This window comes from Agrobacterium sp. rho-13.3 (genome assembly GCF_033957765.2).
Classification (GTDB): Bacteria; Pseudomonadota; Alphaproteobacteria; order Rhizobiales; family Rhizobiaceae; genus Agrobacterium.
The window spans coordinates 35,561-52,383 of record NZ_CP192774.1; the positions used below are offsets into that span (position 1 = coordinate 35,561).

At 56.6% G+C, this 16,823-nt stretch carries 16 protein-coding genes and 1 pseudogene; 12 read left to right on the forward strand and 5 right to left on the reverse strand.

The features are described from left to right. Positions 1-34 precede the first annotated feature (34 nt). The 8 genes from miaB (at position 35) to trmB (ending at position 9,049) form a co-directional block, all read left to right on the forward strand. Complete coding sequence (miaB, locus tag RMR16_RS00175; protein ID WP_320201219.1) at positions 35-1,438, forward strand: tRNA (N6-isopentenyl adenosine(37)-C2)-methylthiotransferase MiaB; 1,404 nt, start codon at positions 35-37, stop codon at positions 1,436-1,438. 40 nt (positions 1,439-1,478) lie between these two features. Continuing rightward, entirely contained in the window at positions 1,479-2,534 is a 1,056-nt protein-coding gene (locus RMR16_RS00180) for a PhoH family protein (protein ID WP_320201220.1), read from the forward strand. 191 nt (positions 2,535-2,725) lie between these two features. After that, complete coding sequence (ybeY, locus tag RMR16_RS00185) at positions 2,726-3,232, forward strand: rRNA maturation RNase YbeY (protein ID WP_320201221.1); 507 nt, start codon at positions 2,726-2,728, stop codon at positions 3,230-3,232. Between the two features lie 17 nt (positions 3,233-3,249). After that, on the forward strand, positions 3,250-4,386 hold the full coding sequence (locus tag RMR16_RS00190) for a hemolysin family protein (RefSeq protein WP_320201222.1): 1,137 nt from the start codon (positions 3,250-3,252) through the stop codon (positions 4,384-4,386). A 218-nt stretch (positions 4,387-4,604) separates the two neighbouring features. Then, positions 4,605-6,194, forward strand: coding sequence for an apolipoprotein N-acyltransferase (lnt, locus tag RMR16_RS00195; RefSeq protein ID WP_320201223.1), 1,590 nt, complete (start codon positions 4,605-4,607; stop codon positions 6,192-6,194). A gap of 145 nt (positions 6,195-6,339) precedes the next feature. Beyond that, entirely contained in the window at positions 6,340-6,759 is a 420-nt protein-coding gene (locus RMR16_RS00200; RefSeq protein WP_320201224.1) for a helix-turn-helix domain-containing protein, read from the forward strand. Positions 6,760-6,987: 228 nt separating this feature from the next. Beyond that, the gene (gene metK / locus RMR16_RS00205) at positions 6,988-8,253 is read left to right on the forward strand and encodes a methionine adenosyltransferase (protein ID WP_320201225.1); all 1,266 of its coding nucleotides are present in this window, start codon (positions 6,988-6,990) and stop codon (positions 8,251-8,253) included. Between the two features lie 97 nt (positions 8,254-8,350). Then, entirely contained in the window at positions 8,351-9,049 is a 699-nt protein-coding gene (trmB, locus tag RMR16_RS00210) for a tRNA (guanosine(46)-N7)-methyltransferase TrmB (protein ID WP_320201226.1), read from the forward strand. Here trmB and RMR16_RS00215 read toward each other — a convergent pair. Together RMR16_RS00215 and RMR16_RS00220 are read right to left on the reverse strand one after the other, a co-directional pair. Beyond that, positions 9,046-9,945: a ribokinase gene (locus RMR16_RS00215; protein ID WP_320201227.1), complete on the reverse strand. Its 900-nt coding sequence runs from the start codon at positions 9,943-9,945 to the stop codon at positions 9,046-9,048. The genes trmB and RMR16_RS00215 overlap by 4 nt on opposite strands. A gap of 63 nt (positions 9,946-10,008) precedes the next feature. Further along, positions 10,009-11,205 (reverse strand): DNA recombination protein RmuC, encoded by a 1,197-nt coding sequence (locus RMR16_RS00220; RefSeq protein ID WP_320201228.1) that lies wholly within the window; start codon positions 11,203-11,205, stop codon positions 10,009-10,011. A 149-nt stretch (positions 11,206-11,354) separates the two neighbouring features. On the opposite strand from RMR16_RS00220, the gene def reads away from it, so the two are divergent. From def to arsC, 4 genes and pseudogenes are all read left to right on the forward strand, one after another. Continuing rightward, complete coding sequence (gene def / locus RMR16_RS00225) at positions 11,355-11,867, forward strand: peptide deformylase (RefSeq protein WP_320201229.1); 513 nt, start codon at positions 11,355-11,357, stop codon at positions 11,865-11,867. A 48-nt stretch (positions 11,868-11,915) separates the two neighbouring features. After that, complete coding sequence (fmt, locus tag RMR16_RS00230) at positions 11,916-12,851, forward strand: methionyl-tRNA formyltransferase (RefSeq protein WP_320201230.1); 936 nt, start codon at positions 11,916-11,918, stop codon at positions 12,849-12,851. Then, positions 12,851-13,657, forward strand: a complete 807-nt coding sequence (gene truA / locus RMR16_RS00235; RefSeq protein ID WP_320201231.1) for a tRNA pseudouridine(38-40) synthase TruA — start codon at positions 12,851-12,853, stop codon at positions 13,655-13,657. Before fmt ends, truA begins: the two co-directional genes overlap by 1 nt. After that, a pseudogene (arsC, locus tag RMR16_RS00240) lies at positions 13,635-14,038 on the forward strand (arsenate reductase (glutaredoxin)). The gene truA and the pseudogene arsC overlap by 23 nt, the downstream one beginning before the upstream one ends. A 54-nt stretch (positions 14,039-14,092) precedes the next feature. Here arsC and RMR16_RS00245 read toward each other — a convergent pair. The 3 genes from RMR16_RS00245 to dapD are packed head-to-tail and all read right to left on the reverse strand — an operon-like array spanning position 14,093 to position 16,741. Next, positions 14,093-14,689: a hypothetical protein gene (locus RMR16_RS00245; protein ID WP_320201232.1), complete on the reverse strand. Its 597-nt coding sequence runs from the start codon at positions 14,687-14,689 to the stop codon at positions 14,093-14,095. Next, positions 14,676-15,869 carry a succinyl-diaminopimelate desuccinylase gene (gene dapE / locus RMR16_RS00250; protein ID WP_320201233.1) on the reverse strand — a complete coding sequence of 398 codons (1,194 nt, stop codon included), beginning with the start codon at positions 15,867-15,869 and terminating at the stop codon, positions 14,676-14,678. The genes RMR16_RS00245 and dapE overlap by 14 nt, the downstream gene beginning before the upstream one ends. Positions 15,870-15,886: 17 nt before the next feature. Beyond that, entirely contained in the window at positions 15,887-16,741 is an 855-nt protein-coding gene (gene dapD / locus RMR16_RS00255; protein WP_320201234.1) for a 2,3,4,5-tetrahydropyridine-2,6-dicarboxylate N-succinyltransferase, read from the reverse strand. Between the last annotated feature and the right edge of the window lie 82 nt (positions 16,742-16,823).

A 16,823-nucleotide genomic window follows, 5' to 3' on the forward strand; every position in this document is an offset into this window, starting at 1 on the left:
TTAATATGGACGCTAGAATCATTAGATAATGGCCATGACCCAGGAAACACGCAGCCACGACGCCACACCCACCACCCTTCGCGATGGCGCGAACAGCCGCAAGGTCTTCATCAAGACCTATGGCTGTCAGATGAACGTCTACGATTCCGTTCGCATGACCGACGCTTTGGCGAAAGACGGGTACGTTGCCACCGAGGATATGGGCGAGGCCGATCTGGTTCTGCTCAACACCTGTCATATTCGCGAAAAGGCTGCGGAAAAGGTGTATTCCGCACTAGGCCGTTTGCGCGACATGAAGAAGGTCCGCGAGGCGGAAGGCCGCGAATTCATGATCGGTGTTGCCGGTTGCGTGGCGCAGGCGGAAGGCGAGGAAATTCTGCGCCGTGCGCCCGTCGTGGACGTTGTCATCGGCCCACAGACCTACCATCGCCTGCCGGAAGCGCTGAAACGTGCACGGGGCGGTGAGCGGGTCATCGAAACGGAATATGCGGTCGAGGACAAATTCGAGCATCTGCCGATGGCGGAAAAAGCGATGCTGCGCAAGCGCGGCGTCACGGCTTTTCTGACCGTGCAGGAAGGCTGCGACAAGTTCTGTACCTTCTGCGTTGTACCATACACACGCGGTTCAGAGGTGTCCCGGCCCGTGCACCAGATCGTCGATGAGGCGAAGAAGCTCGTCGATGCCGGTGTGCGTGAAATCACCCTGCTGGGGCAAAACGTCAATGCCTGGCGCAGCACTGGTGCCAATGGCGAACAATTGGGCCTTGCCGAGTTGCTCTACAGGCTGGCGGAAATTCCGGGCCTTGCCCGTCTGCGCTACACCACCAGCCATCCGCGTGACATGGATGACGCGCTGATTGGCGCGCATCGTGATCTGCGGATTTTGATGCCCTATCTGCATCTGCCGGTGCAATCCGGCTCGGACCGTATTCTGAAGGCCATGAACCGCCGCCACACCGGCGAAGAGTATATTAGGCTTGTCGAAAAAATTCGCGCCGCCCGCCCTGATATTGCCATGTCGGGGGATTTTATTGTGGGTTTCCCCGGTGAGACGGATCAGGATTTCGAAGATACGCTCTCCATCGTGGAACAGGTGAAATACGCGCAGGCCTTTTCGTTCAAATATTCCACACGTCCCGGCACGCCGGGTGCAGATTTGACCGATCAGGTGCCGGAAGACGTAAAGTCCGAAAGGTTGGAGCGTCTTCAGGCTTTGTTGTTGAAACAACAGCATGAATTTGCCGCTTCGCTTGTGGATAAAACCATGGATGTGTTGCTGGAAAAGCCGGGTCGTATGCCTGGTCAGCTGATTGGACGATCTCCTTGGCTGCAATCTGTGAATCTTGATGCAAAAGACATGAAAATCGGCGACATTATTCATGTACGAATCACCGCTACGGGTCCAAACAGCTTGTTTGCCGAGGTGGCAGAAAGCTAGAGTGAGGAACCGACACTGAATTGGACGGGAGCCTGACCGCTTGAACGCACATGAATTGGTATCACCCTCATCGCGCCAGCCACGCTCAGCCGCGACCGACGCCAATCACTTCGTCCTCACGTTCGAGAATAACAGGATAGCGGGAGAGCTATTCGGTCAGTTCGATCAAAACCTCAAATTGCTGGAACAACGCCTCCACGTCGATGCGCGCCCACGCGGTAATTCTGTTGCCATCACGGGTGATCTCGTTGCCACCAATCAGGCACGCCGCGCACTGGATTTTCTCTACCAACGCCTGCTGAAAGGCGGAAGCGTCGAGGAGTCCGATGTCGAAGGCGCGATCCGCATGGCGGTTGCCGCTGATGACCAGTTGACGTTGCCGACCATGGAGCGCAAAGCCAAGGTTTCCATGGCGCAAATCTCCACCCGCAAGAAAACCATTGCCGCCCGCACACCGACGCAGGACGTCTATATGCGGGCGCTGGAACAGTCCGAGCTTGTTTTCGGGGTCGGTCCAGCCGGTACGGGCAAGACCTATCTTGCTGTGGCCCATGCCGCGCAATTGCTGGAACGGGGTGCTGTGGACCGCATCATCCTGTCGCGTCCGGCTGTTGAGGCGGGTGAGCGTCTGGGCTTCCTGCCCGGCGACATGAAGGAAAAGGTCGATCCTTACCTTCGTCCGCTGTATGACGCGCTTTATGACATGATGCCGGGTGACAAGGTGGAGCGTGCCATTCAGGCGGGCGTCATCGAAATCGCGCCTTTGGCTTTCATGCGTGGACGCACGCTTGCCAATGCTGCTGTCATTCTGGACGAAGCGCAAAACACCACCGCGATGCAGATGAAGATGTTTCTGACGCGCCTTGGTGAAAATGGCCGCATGATCGTGACCGGCGATCCAAGCCAGGTGGACTTGCCGCGCGGCGTGAAATCCGGACTTGTCGAGGCTCTGCAAATCCTCCCCGAAGTCGAGGGCGTGTCGATCGTCCGCTTCAAGGATGTGGATGTCGTTCGTCATCCCATGGTCGCACGCATCGTTCGCGCCTATGAAGCACAGACGGCGGTGCCGGATGAAAGTCTTCCAAGAGGTAACTAAAAAGGAAATCTTTAGATTTCCGTCATCCTCGGGCTTGTCCCGAGGATCTGTTACGCCTCATTTATGTCAACGTGATTAGATACTTGGGACAGACCCGAGGATGACGGAATACTGGGAAAACGTTCTCATATTAGAAACAGCCTTCAGCCATAGTTTGTCAAAAGGCTGGCAAGGGAAACTAAAGCAAGCATATGTCGTCACTGGATATTCAGATCAGCGTCGAGGCCGAAGCATGGCCCTCGGAAGAAGAGCTTTTTGATTTCAGCAGCCGAGTTTTGAACCCGGCTGTCGATTTTCTGACATCGGAAGAACAGCAGCCGTTTCCGAAAATGCCCACGGAATTATCGCTGGTCTTCACCGATGATGCGGCAATCCGGGAAATAAATGCCGAGTGGCGTGACAAGGACAAGGCAACGAATGTGCTGTCTTTTCCGGCATTTCCGCTGGAACCGGGCGGTATGCCGGGGCCAATGTTGGGCGATATCGTCATCGCACGCGAGACAGTGGAGCGGGAAGCCCTTGATCTTGACAAGAGTTTCGAGGATCATTTGACACATCTGCTGGTGCACGGATTTCTGCATCTCTTCGGTTACGACCACATGGACACCGAAGATGCGGAAGAAATGGAAGGGCTTGAGACTCGCATTTTGGCGAAGCTTGGGCTATCTGATCCATACGCGGGACAAGAGCCGCTTTGATTTAACAGTTTGGGACAATGAACGAGAACTCTGCAAGACCGCCCCACGAGGGCAAAGAAACCGGGGAGCAATCCTCATCGGAGGAGGGCAGTAGTCCCTTACGTGTGGAATATAACGCCAAACCCAGAGCGACACTCTGGGCGCGTATTGCGAGGCTGCTAAAGCCATCGCAGGGCGAGCGCCTCCGGGAAGACATTACCGATGCGCTAATGACCGATACCGAAATCGGTGCCGCCTTCACGCCCGAAGAACGGGCGATGCTCAACAATATTCTGCGGTTCAGAGAAGTTCGCGTCGAAGACATCATGATCCCCCGTGTCGATATTGACGGGCTGGATCAGAACATGACGGTTGGCGAAGCGATGATCCTGTTTGAAGAAACAGGGCGTTCCCGTATGCCGGTTTACGATGAGACGCTGGATAATCCCAAGGGCATGATCCATATTCGCGATCTGCTGTCCTTCGTCGGAAAGCAGGCCCGCAACAAACGCCGTGTCGGGTCTCGTTATGCCGCCAATGGTGAACCCAAAGCGCCGAAATCACCCCGCGCAAACTTCGATCTTGCCCGCGTCGATCTCGAAAAGACTTTGGCCGAAGCCGGTCTGGTGCGCAAAATTCTCTTTGCACCCGCGTCCATGCTGGCCTCAAGCCTTTTGAAAACCATGCAGGCTCAGCGCACGCAGCTTGCGCTTATCATCGATGAATATGGCGGAACCGATGGTCTCGTCAGCCACGAAGACATCGTCGAAATGGTGATCGGTGATATTGACGACGAGCATGACAAGGACGAGACGATGTTCTCGCAGCTGTCAGACGATGTTTTGATCGCCGATGCGCGCGCTGAACTGACCGAGCTTGCAGAGGCCATTGGCCCGGATTTCGATGTGCGCGAACATATCGAGGAAATCGACACGCTGGGCGGATTGATTTTCTTCGCTCTCGGTCGCATTCCGACGAAGGGCGAGGTTGTCCGTGCCGTGCCGGGCTTCGAGTTCCATATTCTCGACGCCGACAGCCGCCGTATCAAGGGTGTTCGTATCGTGCGCAATCAGTCCTCCGAAGGTGAGGACGATCAGGCGCCGGCAAATGCCGGAGCGGAAGTGGTGCTTGCACTGCCCGCGCCGTCCAACCGCGCAGACAGCGCCTCGGCCTGATTTGGCGTGGATTTATCCATCGACAGCCGTAGAGCAACCACTCTGCGGCTGTCTTGCATTTGGACGAGCTGCATTTGGCGAAAACGCTTGTTCTGCCCGACGTGTAGGGCTGTGGACGTGCGCTTTTTTTTACAGTAAGTCCCGTTATACAAAGGCAGGACAGCGTGTGTCGCTTCCCGTGTGAGTCGGACGGTGCCTTGAAACGGGTTGGAGACTGCATGGAGCGACTGGCGGGCAAAATCATGTTGGGCAGTGGTTTTGGCCGCGTTTGTATTGCCATTTTTGCTGGAGCCTTTGGCGCTCTGGCATTTCCGCCATTTGGTTTTTTCGCCGCTCTTTTCATCTCATTTACGCTGCTGGTTTGGTTGATCGATGGCACCACGGGCAATGCCGATGGCGGCGTCTTTTCACGTGGCTGGAAAACCTTCGTTCTCGGCTGGCTCTTTGGCTTTGGCTATTTCGTCGCCGGTCTTTGGTGGATGGGCAATGCGCTGCTTCTGGAGGCGGATGAATTCGCTTGGGCGCTGCCGCTGGCAATATTCGGTTTACCCGCCTGCCTGGCTATTTTTTACGGTCTTGCCGTCATGCTCGCAAACCTGCTGTGGTCTGACGGTTGGGGCAGGATCGCGGCCTTGGCAGCATCCTTCGGTCTTATCGAATGGATACGTAGTTTTATTCTGACCGGATTTCCCTGGAATGCCATCGGTTACGGCCTGATGCCCATTCCCCTCATGATGCAAACCTCCAATCTGATCGGCATTTTCGGAATGTCGATGGTCGCCGTTTTCGTGTTTTCCAGCCCCGCTCTGCTGGGTACGAAAAAAGGCATGTTGCCCGGATTGTCGATCGCTGCTTTGCTGATGGCGCTTCATCTGGGTTACGGCGCGTACCGCTTGCAACAGCCATTGCCGCCGGTTGAAGGTGATATGACGGTGCGGATCGTTCAGCCTGGCATCGACCAATCCCGCAAGATGCTAAATGCCGATCGCGCCGAGATTTTCAAGGAACACCTGCGCCTTTCGGCCCTGCCGCCCTCTGCGGGACAAAAGCGGCCCGATATCATTGTGTGGCCGGAAACATCGGTTCCGTTCATTTTGACGCAGAACCCGGATGCTCTGGAAGAGATCGCCAATACGCTGGAAGACGGGCAGATATTGCTGACGGGTGCCGTGCGCATGGAGGATGCGGGTGCTGGCCATGCGCCGCGCTATTATAACTCGGTCTACGCCATCGATAGTCAGGGGCAGATCATCGGCGCCACCGACAAGGTGCACCTTGTGCCGTTTGGCGAATACGTCCCGTTCGAGGATGTGCTGCGGCACTTTGGAATCACCAATATCATAAGCCTGCCGGGCGGTTTTTCACCCGCGGCGACACGCAACCCGATTACCCTTCCTTCGGGTAAAAAACTGCATTCCTTCATCTGTTACGAAATCATTTTTCCGGGGGAGGTTCCCGCCGATATCGCGTCGTCCACAGCCATTGTGAATGTCACGAATGACGGCTGGTTTGGAGATACACCCGGTCCTTATCAACATTTTCAGCAGGCGCGACTGCGTGCAGTGGAGACGGGTGTTCCTGTGATTCGCGCCGCAAATACGGGCATTTCGGCTATAATTGATCCTCTGGGGCGAATTGTCGCAGGTCTTGACTATGGTCAAAAAGGAATAATCGATTCCACTTTGGGTGGCGTGGTGACTGGCGCACTCACTTCAGATATGCGACAGATACACTTTTGGTTGTCCTTTGGTGTATTGCTCGTCGTCGCGGTGATTTCGCGACTTGGTTTGATTGATCGAAAGAATTGACCAAAAACCCCTAAAATTGCATAGTGCACTTGTTAGGTTGCACAACGCACATGATATATATTGTGCTGTGACAATCCTACGGTTCAGGATTTTTACAAGCGTGTCGTCGATAACCCCGAATAATCTGAATGTCAGGACCACAACAATGACAGAGAACAAGAAAAAGCCGAACCCGATTGACATTCATGTCGGGAGCCGTATCCGCCTCCGCCGCACCATGCTGGGCATGAGCCAGGAGAAGCTGGGCGAAAGCCTCGGCATTACATTCCAGCAAATTCAGAAATATGAGAAGGGCACGAACCGCGTTGGTGCCAGCCGCCTGCAGAATATTTCGAGCATTCTGAACGTACCGGTTTCCTTTTTCTTCGAAGATGCACCGGGCGATCAGGGCGTCAGCGCTTCCGGCATGGCAGAGGCTTCGAGCTCCAACTATGTCGTGGATTTCCTTTCGTCTTCCGAAGGTTTGCAACTGAACCGCGCATTCGTGAAGATCAATGACCCGAAGGTTCGCCGCCGCCTCGTTGATCTGGTGAAGGCATTGGCTGCTGAAGGCGACGCTGAATAAGCGAGTTAAAGCAGGGTTTTCTAAAGTATGTCGCGCTAAGTGCGAGGCGGTTTTGCGAAAACGACATGCATACAACAAAAAGTTAAACGGTCCTTCGGGGCCGTTTTTTATTGCGTAACCCACAGTTAGGAATTCCGATATAAAGATATATTTATGTCGTTGTGTCCTTGTTTTTCTCGGGCGAAATGGCTAACAAACGCAAAGCTATTTCTTTGAGGGGAATCCCGCATGCGCGCTAATTACCTGTTCACCAGCGAGTCTGTTGCTGAAGGCCATCCTGACAAGGTCTGTGACCGTATTTCAGATGAGATCGTTGATCTCGTCTACCGCGAGGCCGCCAAGACTGGCGTTGACCCATGGACTGTGCGCATTGCGTGTGAAACCCTTGCAACCACCAACCGCGTCATTATTGCCGGTGAAGTGCGTGTGCCCGACACATTGTTGAAGAAGGACAAGGACGGCAACGTCGTGAAGGACGCTGCTGGCCACCCGGTCATCAATCCATCCAAGTTCAAGTCTGCGGCCCGCAAGGCCATCCGCGACATCGGTTACGAGCAGGACGGCTTCCACTGGAAGACCGCCAAGATCGACGTGCTGCTCCATCCGCAGTCTGCGGACATCGCGCAGGGCGTGGATAACGCGTCTGACAAGCAGGGCGATGAAGGCGCTGGCGACCAGGGCATCATGTTCGGTTACGCCTGCCTGGAAACGCCGGACCTGATGCCGGCACCGATCTATTATTCGCACCGCATTCTTCAGCTTCTGGCCACGGCGCGTAAAAGTGGCGAAGGCGAAGCATCAAAGCTCGGTCCTGATGCCAAGAGCCAGGTGACCGTGCGTTATATCGATGGCAAGGCAGCGGAAGCTGTTTCCATTGTTCTGTCGACGCAGCATCTGGACGCAAGCTGGGACTCCAAGAAGGTTCGCGACGTTGTCGAACCTTACATCCGCGAAGCGCTGGGCGACCTTAAGATTGCCAATGATTGCCAGTGGTACATCAACCCAACCGGCAAATTCGTTATCGGTGGTCCTGATGGCGATGCCGGCCTGACCGGTCGCAAGATCATCGTGGATACCTATGGTGGGGCTGCTCCGCACGGTGGCGGCGCATTTTCCGGCAAGGACACCACCAAGGTTGACCGTTCGGCTGCTTACGCTGCGCGCTACATCGCCAAGAACGTCGTTGCGGCAGGATTGGCCGAGCGCTGCACGATCCAGCTCTCCTACGCCATCGGTGTTGCGCAGCCACTGTCGGTCTATGTCGATTTCCACCAGACCGGCAAGTTCAGCGAAGATGACGTCGAAGCCGCGATCCGCAAGGTCATCGACCTCTCGCCATCGGGCATTCGCCGCCACCTGGACCTGAACAAGCCGATCTATGCCAAGACATCGTCCTACGGCCATTTTGGTCGCAAGGCTGGCCGTGACGGCTCCTTCTCCTGGGAGAAGCTGGATCTCGTCAAGCCGCTCAAGGACGCATTGAAAGCCGCATAAGGCTTGTCAATCGGCCTAGACTAAGAGATATGACCCGTGCAGCGCCCCCAAAAGGTGCTGTGCGGGTTAAATTTATCTGTTTGAGAGTAGTGTTGAAATGACGGAAGAGCGACGCTCACGCGCAACCGAGGCGTTTTTTGGCCGGCGTAAAGGCAAGCCTTTGCGCACCCTTCAGGTGGATTCGATCGAGAACCTTCTGCCGTTGCTGAAAGTCGATCTTTCGACACAGCCCCCGAAGAATCTCGCGGCACTTTTCCCGGCAGATGTAAAATCCATCCGCCTCGAAATCGGCTTCGGCGGCGGCGAACATCTCATTCACCGCGCCTCAGAAAATCCCGCCACCGGCTTTATCGGCGTTGAGCCCTTCGTCAATTCCATGGCCAAACTGCTTGGCAGCGTTCGCGAGCTGGAGTTGATGAATATCCGTCTCTATGACGATGACGCGACGCAATTGCTGGATTGGCTGCCGGACGCATCGATCGACCATATCGATCTACTCTACCCTGATCCGTGGCCAAAGAAAAAACACTGGAAGCGTCGCTTCGTGTCAGATGTGAACCTGGCCCGTTTCCACCGTGTTTTGAAATCCGGTGGCAAATTCTGCTTCGCCTCGGATATCGACACCTATGTGAACTGGACGCTGCAACATTGCGCCAGCCATGGCGGTTTTGAATGGACAGCGAAGACGTCTGCCGATTGGCTGACGCCATATGACACATGGCCGGGCACACGGTATGAGAACAAGGCGAAGCGCGAAGGTCGCAGCTCCGCCTATCTCACGTTCATACGAACTTAAAGCCTCGCATCGACGTCCGACGCGACCGGGATAGAGGGCTGAGCGCCCTCTTTCGTGCAGGCCAACGAACCGGCGACGGCGGCGCGACGCAGTGCGGCCTCAAAATCAAGGCCTGCATCAAGGCTGGCGGCGAGATAACCGCAGAACGTATCCCCCGCGCCGACCGTATCGACCGGAACAATTTTGAGACCCTGCGCCTTGAAAACCTTGCCGTTGCGAATGGCGATAACGCCGTCCGCGCCAAGCGTGATGATGAGGGTTTGCCCTGTTTCGCCATGACGTGCCACGAGTTCCTTCTCCCGCTGTTCAGCGGAAAGGTCACTTTTACCGATCAGCAATTCAAATTCGGTTTCGTTGGCGATGACGATGTCGACCAAACGCGAAAGCTGCGCGGCCTGCGCTGTAAGCGGTGCGGTATTGATGATTGTTGTGACGCGCTTTGCCTTCGCAGCTTTCAGCGCTGCTTCGATGGCGTCGGCTGGCACTTCGAGTTGCAACATCAAAATGTCGCCCGCTGCCATTTCGGAGACGGCGCGTTCGGCATCTGTTTCCGACACTTCGCCATTGGCAGCCGGAATGACTGAAATCATGTTCTCGCCGCCCTCGCCAATGAGGATGACGGCAGTGCCGGTTGGACCTGCAACCGTCTTGACCAGAGAAAGATCAGCTTTCGCATCGCGCAACAGCGTCAGGGCGGGGGCTGCAAATGCGTCATCACCAATGGCGCCAGCCATCTTGACCTCTGCGCCCGCACGTCGCGCTGCAAGCGCCTGATTGGCACCTTTGCCGCCTGCTGCTGTGGCAAAGGCTTTGCCCGTTACAGTTTCGCCGGGTTTGGGCAGGCGGTCAGACGTGGCAACGAGGTCCATGTTGATGGAGCCGAAAACTGTGATCATGCGGAAAATTCCATGAAAGATGCGGGTGCGGTTCTAGACAGAAGGAGACTTTGCCCGACTGCATCACTCGTCGTCAACCACCCTTAGTTTGGCGGGGCTGGAGCGAACATCGGCCACGCGGCGCAAATGTTCCGCCTCCGTGTGGACGACTTCTTTTTGTGAGGGCGAAAAATCAAGACTCTCGATTTTCACGCCACGCGCTAGCACTTTTTCAGAGGATGTCAGCATCATGTCGACGTCCTTCTGGGCCAGCCCGAAATGTGCCTGCAATTTGCGGGTTCGCTCATCCAGCCGTTTCACATCGTCCATCAAAACGGCGACTTCGCCTTGAATGAGGTGCGCTTGCTCGCGCATACGCTGGTCTTTCAGCACGGACTGAATGACCTGCACGGACAGCATCAATAGCGACGGCGAAACGATGACCACGCGCGAGCGTTGGGCCCGCTGCACCAGATGTTCGAAATGCTGGTGGATATCCGCAAAGATCGATTCCGATGGTACGAAGATAAAGGCCGTATCCTGCGTTTCGCCCGAAATCAGATATTTTTCGGCCACATCGCGAATATGCACTTCCATATCGCGGCGAAACTGCTGGCTGGCGGCGCGTTTGGCCTCCGGCGTATCGTCGGCCTTCAGCGCGTTCCACGCTTCCAGCGGAAACTTCGCGTCGATGACCAAAGGCGGCGCGTTGTTGGGCATTCTGATGGTGCAATCGGGCCGGAAGCCGTTGGAAAGCGTCGGCTGCAAGCTATAGGACGATGAGGGCAGGGCATCGGCAATCAGCACTTCCATGCGGGCCTGGCCAAATGCACCGCGTGTCTGCTTGTTGGACAAAATCGCCTGCAAGCCAATCACGTCCTTTGCCAGATCGCGAATATTGCCCTGTGCAGCATCGATCACGGCCAGCCTCTCCTGAAGGCGGCTAAGGTTTTCGTGCGTGGAGCGGGTCTGTTCGGTAATGGTCGAGCCAATGCGTTGCGACATGCCATCCAGGCGCTCGTTCATCGTCTGGCTCATCTCGTTCTGGCGGGCACTCAGCGTCTCTGCCATGGCGGCGATGCGACCATGCAGTTCCGATTGGGTTTTTAGAAGTTCGGTGATGTCGTCACGGGATTGATCGGGCGCGGCAGGCTTGCGCAAAAACAGCGCAGTGACCAGCAAACACCCCGCCACAAAAATGCCGAGCAACGTGCCGACCGAAATAGGGATGCTGCCGAGACTGAAAGCCGTTGTGCCGAGCGCATTGAGATCGATGTTCATGAGCAAATCTAACAGATTTTGTGTGATTCGTAAGATCAAAACAAGAACATTTCCACGGCGGAATTGAGTCCTGATTTCTCCCGTAATTCCGGCTATTCGACACCTCTATTTTTTGTTTCCTCCAAAGATGAGATGCGTTATGGGAAGCCATGACGATCAAACCGCTTATTATTTTGCCCGATCCGCTGCTGCGCCAGCAATCCAAGCCCGTCGAACAGGTGGATGCCGAGATTTCGCGTCTTGCCGACGACATGCTGGAAACCATGTATGATGCGCCGGGAATTGGGCTTGCCGCCATCCAGATCGGCGTGCCGCGCCGCATGTTGGTCATCGATGTTTCGCGTGAGGATGAAGACAACAAGCCGGTTGTTTTCATCAACCCGGAAATCCTTAAAGTGTCGGACGAGGTTTCGACCTATGAGGAAGGCTGTCTCTCCATTCCGGATTATTATGCCGAGGTCGAGCGCCCTGCATCGCTGACGGTGAGCTACATCGACCGTGATGGCAAGAAGCAGACAGTCGAGGCTGATGGCCTGTTGGCCACCTGCCTGCAACACGAAATCGACCATCTGAACGGCATCCTGTTCATCGACCACATTTCTCGGCTGAAACGGGATATGGTCATCAAGAAATTCACCAAGGCGGCCCGCGCAAAGATTTGATCCTGTGTCGGAAGGCTGGCGATCACATCCAAAGGGCAGGGGATGAGCATGGCTCTTCGCATTATTTTCATGGGAACACCAGATTTTTCGGTTCCCACCCTGCGCGCACTGGTTGATGCCGGTCACGAGGTCGTGGCCGTTTATTCCCAGCCGCCGCGCCCCGGCGGGCGGCGTGGTCTGGATTTGCAGAAATCTCCGGTGCATCAAGCCGCCGAACTGCTCGGCATTCCGGTTTTCACGCCGCTGAATTTCAAGGCGGAAGAAGACAGGGCGCAGTTTAATGAATTCGAGGCGGATGTGGCTGTCGTCGTTGCTTATGGGTTGTTGTTGCCCGAGGCTATTCTGAAAGGCACGCGGCTCGGCTGTTACAACGGCCACGCATCGCTTCTGCCGCGCTGGCGCGGTGCCGCGCCGATCCAACGTGCCATCATGGCGGGAGACTCGGAAACCGGCATCATGGTGATGCAGATGGAAAAGGGGCTGGACACTGGCCCAGTTGCGCTGACAGCAAAGATCACCATCGGACCGAATATGACGGCGGGCGAGCTGCATGACGCTCTGATGCTGGCAGGGAGCCGCCTGATGCGCGAAGCGATGCAGAAGCTGGAAGACGGTGATCTGCCGCTGACACCACAAAACGAAGACGGTGTGCTTTACGCCGCCAAAATCGACAAAAGCGAGACGCGCATTAACTTCTCCCGGTCGGGACAGGACGTGCACAACCATATTCGCGGTCTGGCACCCTTTCCGGGCGCGTGGTTCGAGATGGACATCGGTGGCAAACCTGAGCGCGTGAAGGTGCTGGAAACGGAACTCACCACCGGCATGGGTGAGGCAGGTTCGGTTCTGGATGATGCCTTGACCGTTGCTTGTGGAAGCGGGGCCGTTCGGCTGGTGCGTTTGCAGAAGGCGGGCGGAAAGCCTTTGCTGGCAGCAGACTTTTTGCGCGGCACGCCTGTCTCTGTCGGAACGAGGCTCGGCTGATGCCGCGTTTTCGCATGACCGTGGAATATGATGGCTCCCCCTATTATGGCTGGCAGAGGCAAACCAACGGACCTTCCGTGCAGGGCGCGCTGGAAGCGGGCATTCTTTCGCTGACGGGTGAGGTCGTGAGCTTTCGCGGCGCTGGCCGCACCGATTCCGGTGTTCATGCCAAGGGACAGGTGACGCATGTGGACCTGTCTCGCGATTGGCAACCCTATAAGCTGCGCAACGCGCTCAACGCCCATCTTGCCATGGCGGGTGAGGCGGTTTCTGTGCTGGATGTGGAGGCCGTGACCGAGGATTTCGACGCGCGGTTTTCCGCACTTCGCCGCCATTATCTTTACCGCATCATCTGCCGCAAATCGCGGCTGGCGCTGGAGCATAAACGCGCTTGGTGGGTATCGAAAGATCTCGACCATGAGGCCATGCACACCGCTGCGCAGATGCTGGTCGGCAGGCATGATTTCACCACGTTCCGGTCTGTCCATTGTCAGGCCAACAGTCCGGTCAGAACGCTGGACCGGCTGGATGTGACACGCGATGGCGACCTGATTGAAATTCGCGCGACGGCGCAAAGCTTTCTGCACAATCAAATCCGCTCTTTCGCTGGCACGCTGAAGCTTGCAGGTGATGGTGGCATGACGCCGGATGATGTGAAGGCGGCGCTTGAGGCGCGCGACCGCAAGGCCTGTGGGCCGGTGGCACCGCCAGAGGGGCTTTATTTCATGCAGGTGGATTATCCCGATGTGATACCGCCACGGCAACCCAGAACGGAGATCAACGATGACGGTCACGATCTATCATAATCCCGCCTGCGGCACGTCGCGCAACACGCTGGAGATGATCCGCCAATCCGGCGAAGAACCTGTCATTATCGAATATCTGAAAACCCCGCCATCACGGCAGGAGATCGTTTCTCTGGCGGACAAGATCGGTGTGACGTTGCGCGAGATTTTGCGGGAAAAGGCACGCCTTACGCGGAGCTCGGTCTGGCGGATGAGAGCTTGGACGATGCGGAGTTGCTGGATGCCATTGAGGCGCATCCGATCCTGCTCAACCGGCCCATCGTGGTGACGGACAAAGGTGCGCGGCTTTGCCGTCCGTCTGAACTGGTGCTGGAGATTTTTCCGAATGACGCGATTGGTACGTTCACCAAGGAAGATGGCGAGATCGGACCAAAGCGCTGATTCTTAACGCATCATCCGGACGCAAAACCGCTTCGCACTTTTGTTGGAAATGCTCTAGTTCGGATAAACGCCCAAAAAGCGTTGCAGAATTTCGGACAGGATCATGCCGGGAACGAGCAGAGTCATCACCAGCGCCGTGACCAGCAGCGGTTGGTCACGGATAAAGAATTTGACGATCCGTGAGAAGCTGAACACCAGCGTCAGCAGCAGCACAAACCACAGGATGGCCACCAGCCCCTGCATGGAAGGCAGCAGCATGGCAATCAGGATCAGTGCCGCATAGCCATAGGAAAACGGCAGGGACAGCCAGTTTGCGACGACGACCAATGCCGGAAACTTTTCTTTCGCACCCAACGCGTACAGCAACAAACCGATGAGAATGAGTGGCACCATCCAGCAGATGGCTTCGACCATTGCCAGCCGCACGAAGAAGATCGGGCCGGTGCGGACACCTTCGGGGAATGTGGCTAGGTAGGCTTCGTGCCACCAATACCAGGATAGCGCCATGGAGGGCAGGCACCAAACGGCGGCATAAAAGGAGCGCGACATACCGCGTGACGTGAGATCCAGCAAACGTCCGCCTGCGGGATCGCCAAGAAACAGCAGCCACAGGCCGCGCATATAATAGGCGATTTCGCTACGCGGCGGCATGGGAAAACCAGCGTTCTATGAAGGTTTCGTAGATGCGGGTCAGTGTTTCAAGGTCCGCCACGGCCACGCGCTCATCCACCATATGCATGGTCTGGCCCACAAGCCCGAACTCCACCACCGGGCAATAATCCTTGATGAAGCGGGCATCCGATGTGCCGCCTGTCGTGGAAAGCTTCGGCTCGTTGCCTGTCACGTCCGCAACGGCACCGGACAGCGATGAAATCAGCGCGTTGTTGCGTGTGAGGAAAACATGGGCGGGGCGATCTGCCCAGACGAGATCATATTTCACCGGCGCACGATCCGGGCGGAGAACGCCGTTGACGGCGGCCTCATCCAGACGTCGGATGATTTCGGCGCGTAGCGTCTCAACGGTCCATGTATCGTTGAAACGGATATTGAAGGCAGCCGTTGCCTTGGACGGAATGACGTTGGTGGCCGGATTGCCGGTATCGATGGTTGTCACTTCCAGATTGGAGGGCTGGAAGTTGTCCGTGCCATTGTCGAATGGCGGGTCCATCAGCGCGTGGGTCAGCTGTAGCATCCCGCGAACGGGGTTGTCTGCCAGATGCGGATAGGCCGCATGGCCCTGAACGCCGTGGACCACAAGGCGACCCGACAGCGAGCCGCGACGACCGATCTTGATCATATCGCCAAGCTGGTCCGGGTTGGTCGGCTCACCCACCACGCAGGCATCCCATGTCTCGCCCTTGGCTGCGGCCCATTCCAGAAGCTTGGAGGTACCGTTGATCGACGGGCCTTCTTCATCGCCAGTGATGAGGAAAGAAACGGAGCCGTTCGGGTTCCCGTGCTTTTCGATATGGCGGGCAATTGCCGCCACGAAGCAGGCGATGCCGCCTTTCATATCCACCGCACCGCGACCAAACATCTCGCCACTGGCAATGTTGGCAGAAAACGGCGGGTGGCTCCAAGCCGCCTCATCGCCCACGGGTACGACATCGGTGTGGCCCGCAAACATAAGATGCGGACCGTCCGTGCCAATCCGGGCGTAGAGGTTTTCCACATCAGGCGTGCCTTCTTCCGTCGCCAACACCCGATCGACCTTAAAGCCCAAAGGCGTCAGCAGACTATCGAGCAGGGTCAGCGCTCCACCTTCTGCTGGCGTGACCGATGGGCAACGGATGAGGGCGGCAAGATTTGCGACGGGGTCGGTGGCGGTCATGTGCAGGTCTATCCGGTTCAGTCTCGCAGCAACTCGTTGATGCCAGTCTTGGAGCGGGTCTTCTCATCGACGGTCTTGACGATGACGGCGCAATAGAGGTTCGGGCCGGGTTCGCCATTCGGGAAAGGCTTGCCTGGCATGGTGCCAGCCACAACCACCGAATAAGGCGGCACTTCGCCATAGGTGATTGCGCCGGTGGCGCGGTCCACGATCTTGGTGGATTTGCCAATGAACACGCCCATGCCCAGAACGGCACCTTCACGCACGATGCAGCCTTCAACGACTTCGGAGCGGGCGCCGATAAAGCAATTGTCTTCGATGATGGTCGGGCCAGCCTGAAGCGGTTCCAGAACGCCGCCAATGCCAACGCCACCGGATAGGTGAACGTTCTTGCCGATCTGTGCGCAGGAGCCGACCGTTGCCCATGTATCGACCATCGTACCCTCATCGACATAAGCGCCGAGATTGACGAAGGACGGCATCAACACGACGTTCTTGCCGATATAGGCAGAGCGGCGCACGACGGCATTTGGCACGGCGCGGAAGCCTGCGGCGCGGAACTGGTTTTCACCCCAGTTTTCGAATTTGGACGGCACCTTGTCCCACCAGGTTGATTCGCCCGGACCGCCAGTGACGATTTCCATATCGTTGAGGCGGAAGGACAAAAGCACGGCCTTTTTCAGCCACTGGTTTACTGTCCAGTTTCCGTCGGCCTGCTTTTGGGCAACACGCACTTCACCGGCATCCAGCAGATTGAGGGAGGTGACCACGGCATCGCGAATTTCGCCCTTGGTCGAGACGTTGACGTTATCGCGATTATCGAATGCGGCTTCGATGATTTTTTCGAGGGAGCCAAGTTCCGAGCTGCTCATGAGAATTCCTTAAACTTCGCTGACTATCGTCAATGCAGGGAAACATCCGCACCGCTGGCCGGACACGGTTAATTGCTCTAAG

What these genes read in the sequence shown, in the direction of transcription:
- miaB (WP_320201219.1), top strand. Translation starts at nt 35, where the DNA reads ATGACCCAGGAAACACGCAGCCACGACGCCACACCCACCACCCTTCGC.
- ybeY (WP_320201221.1), top strand. Translation starts at nt 2,726, where the DNA reads ATGTCGTCACTGGATATTCAGATCAGCGTCGAGGCCGAAGCATGGCCC.
- RMR16_RS00190 (WP_320201222.1), top strand. Translation starts at nt 3,250, where the DNA reads ATGAACGAGAACTCTGCAAGACCGCCCCACGAGGGCAAAGAAACCGGG.
- lnt (WP_320201223.1), top strand. Translation starts at nt 4,605, where the DNA reads ATGGAGCGACTGGCGGGCAAAATCATGTTGGGCAGTGGTTTTGGCCGC.
- RMR16_RS00200 (WP_320201224.1), top strand. Translation starts at nt 6,340, where the DNA reads ATGACAGAGAACAAGAAAAAGCCGAACCCGATTGACATTCATGTCGGG.
- metK (WP_320201225.1), top strand. Translation starts at nt 6,988, where the DNA reads ATGCGCGCTAATTACCTGTTCACCAGCGAGTCTGTTGCTGAAGGCCAT.
- trmB (WP_320201226.1), top strand. Translation starts at nt 8,351, where the DNA reads ATGACGGAAGAGCGACGCTCACGCGCAACCGAGGCGTTTTTTGGCCGG.
- RMR16_RS00215 (WP_320201227.1), bottom strand. Translation starts at nt 9,945, where the DNA reads ATGATCACAGTTTTCGGCTCCATCAACATGGACCTCGTTGCCACGTCT.
- RMR16_RS00220 (WP_320201228.1), bottom strand. Translation starts at nt 11,205, where the DNA reads ATGAACATCGATCTCAATGCGCTCGGCACAACGGCTTTCAGTCTCGGC.
- def (WP_320201229.1), top strand. Translation starts at nt 11,355, where the DNA reads ATGACGATCAAACCGCTTATTATTTTGCCCGATCCGCTGCTGCGCCAG.
- fmt (WP_320201230.1), top strand. Translation starts at nt 11,916, where the DNA reads ATGGCTCTTCGCATTATTTTCATGGGAACACCAGATTTTTCGGTTCCC.
- truA (WP_320201231.1), top strand. Translation starts at nt 12,851, where the DNA reads ATGCCGCGTTTTCGCATGACCGTGGAATATGATGGCTCCCCCTATTAT.
- RMR16_RS00245 (WP_320201232.1), bottom strand. Translation starts at nt 14,689, where the DNA reads ATGCCGCCGCGTAGCGAAATCGCCTATTATATGCGCGGCCTGTGGCTG.
- dapE (WP_320201233.1), bottom strand. Translation starts at nt 15,869, where the DNA reads ATGACCGCCACCGACCCCGTCGCAAATCTTGCCGCCCTCATCCGTTGC.
- dapD (WP_320201234.1), bottom strand. Translation starts at nt 16,741, where the DNA reads ATGAGCAGCTCGGAACTTGGCTCCCTCGAAAAAATCATCGAAGCCGCA.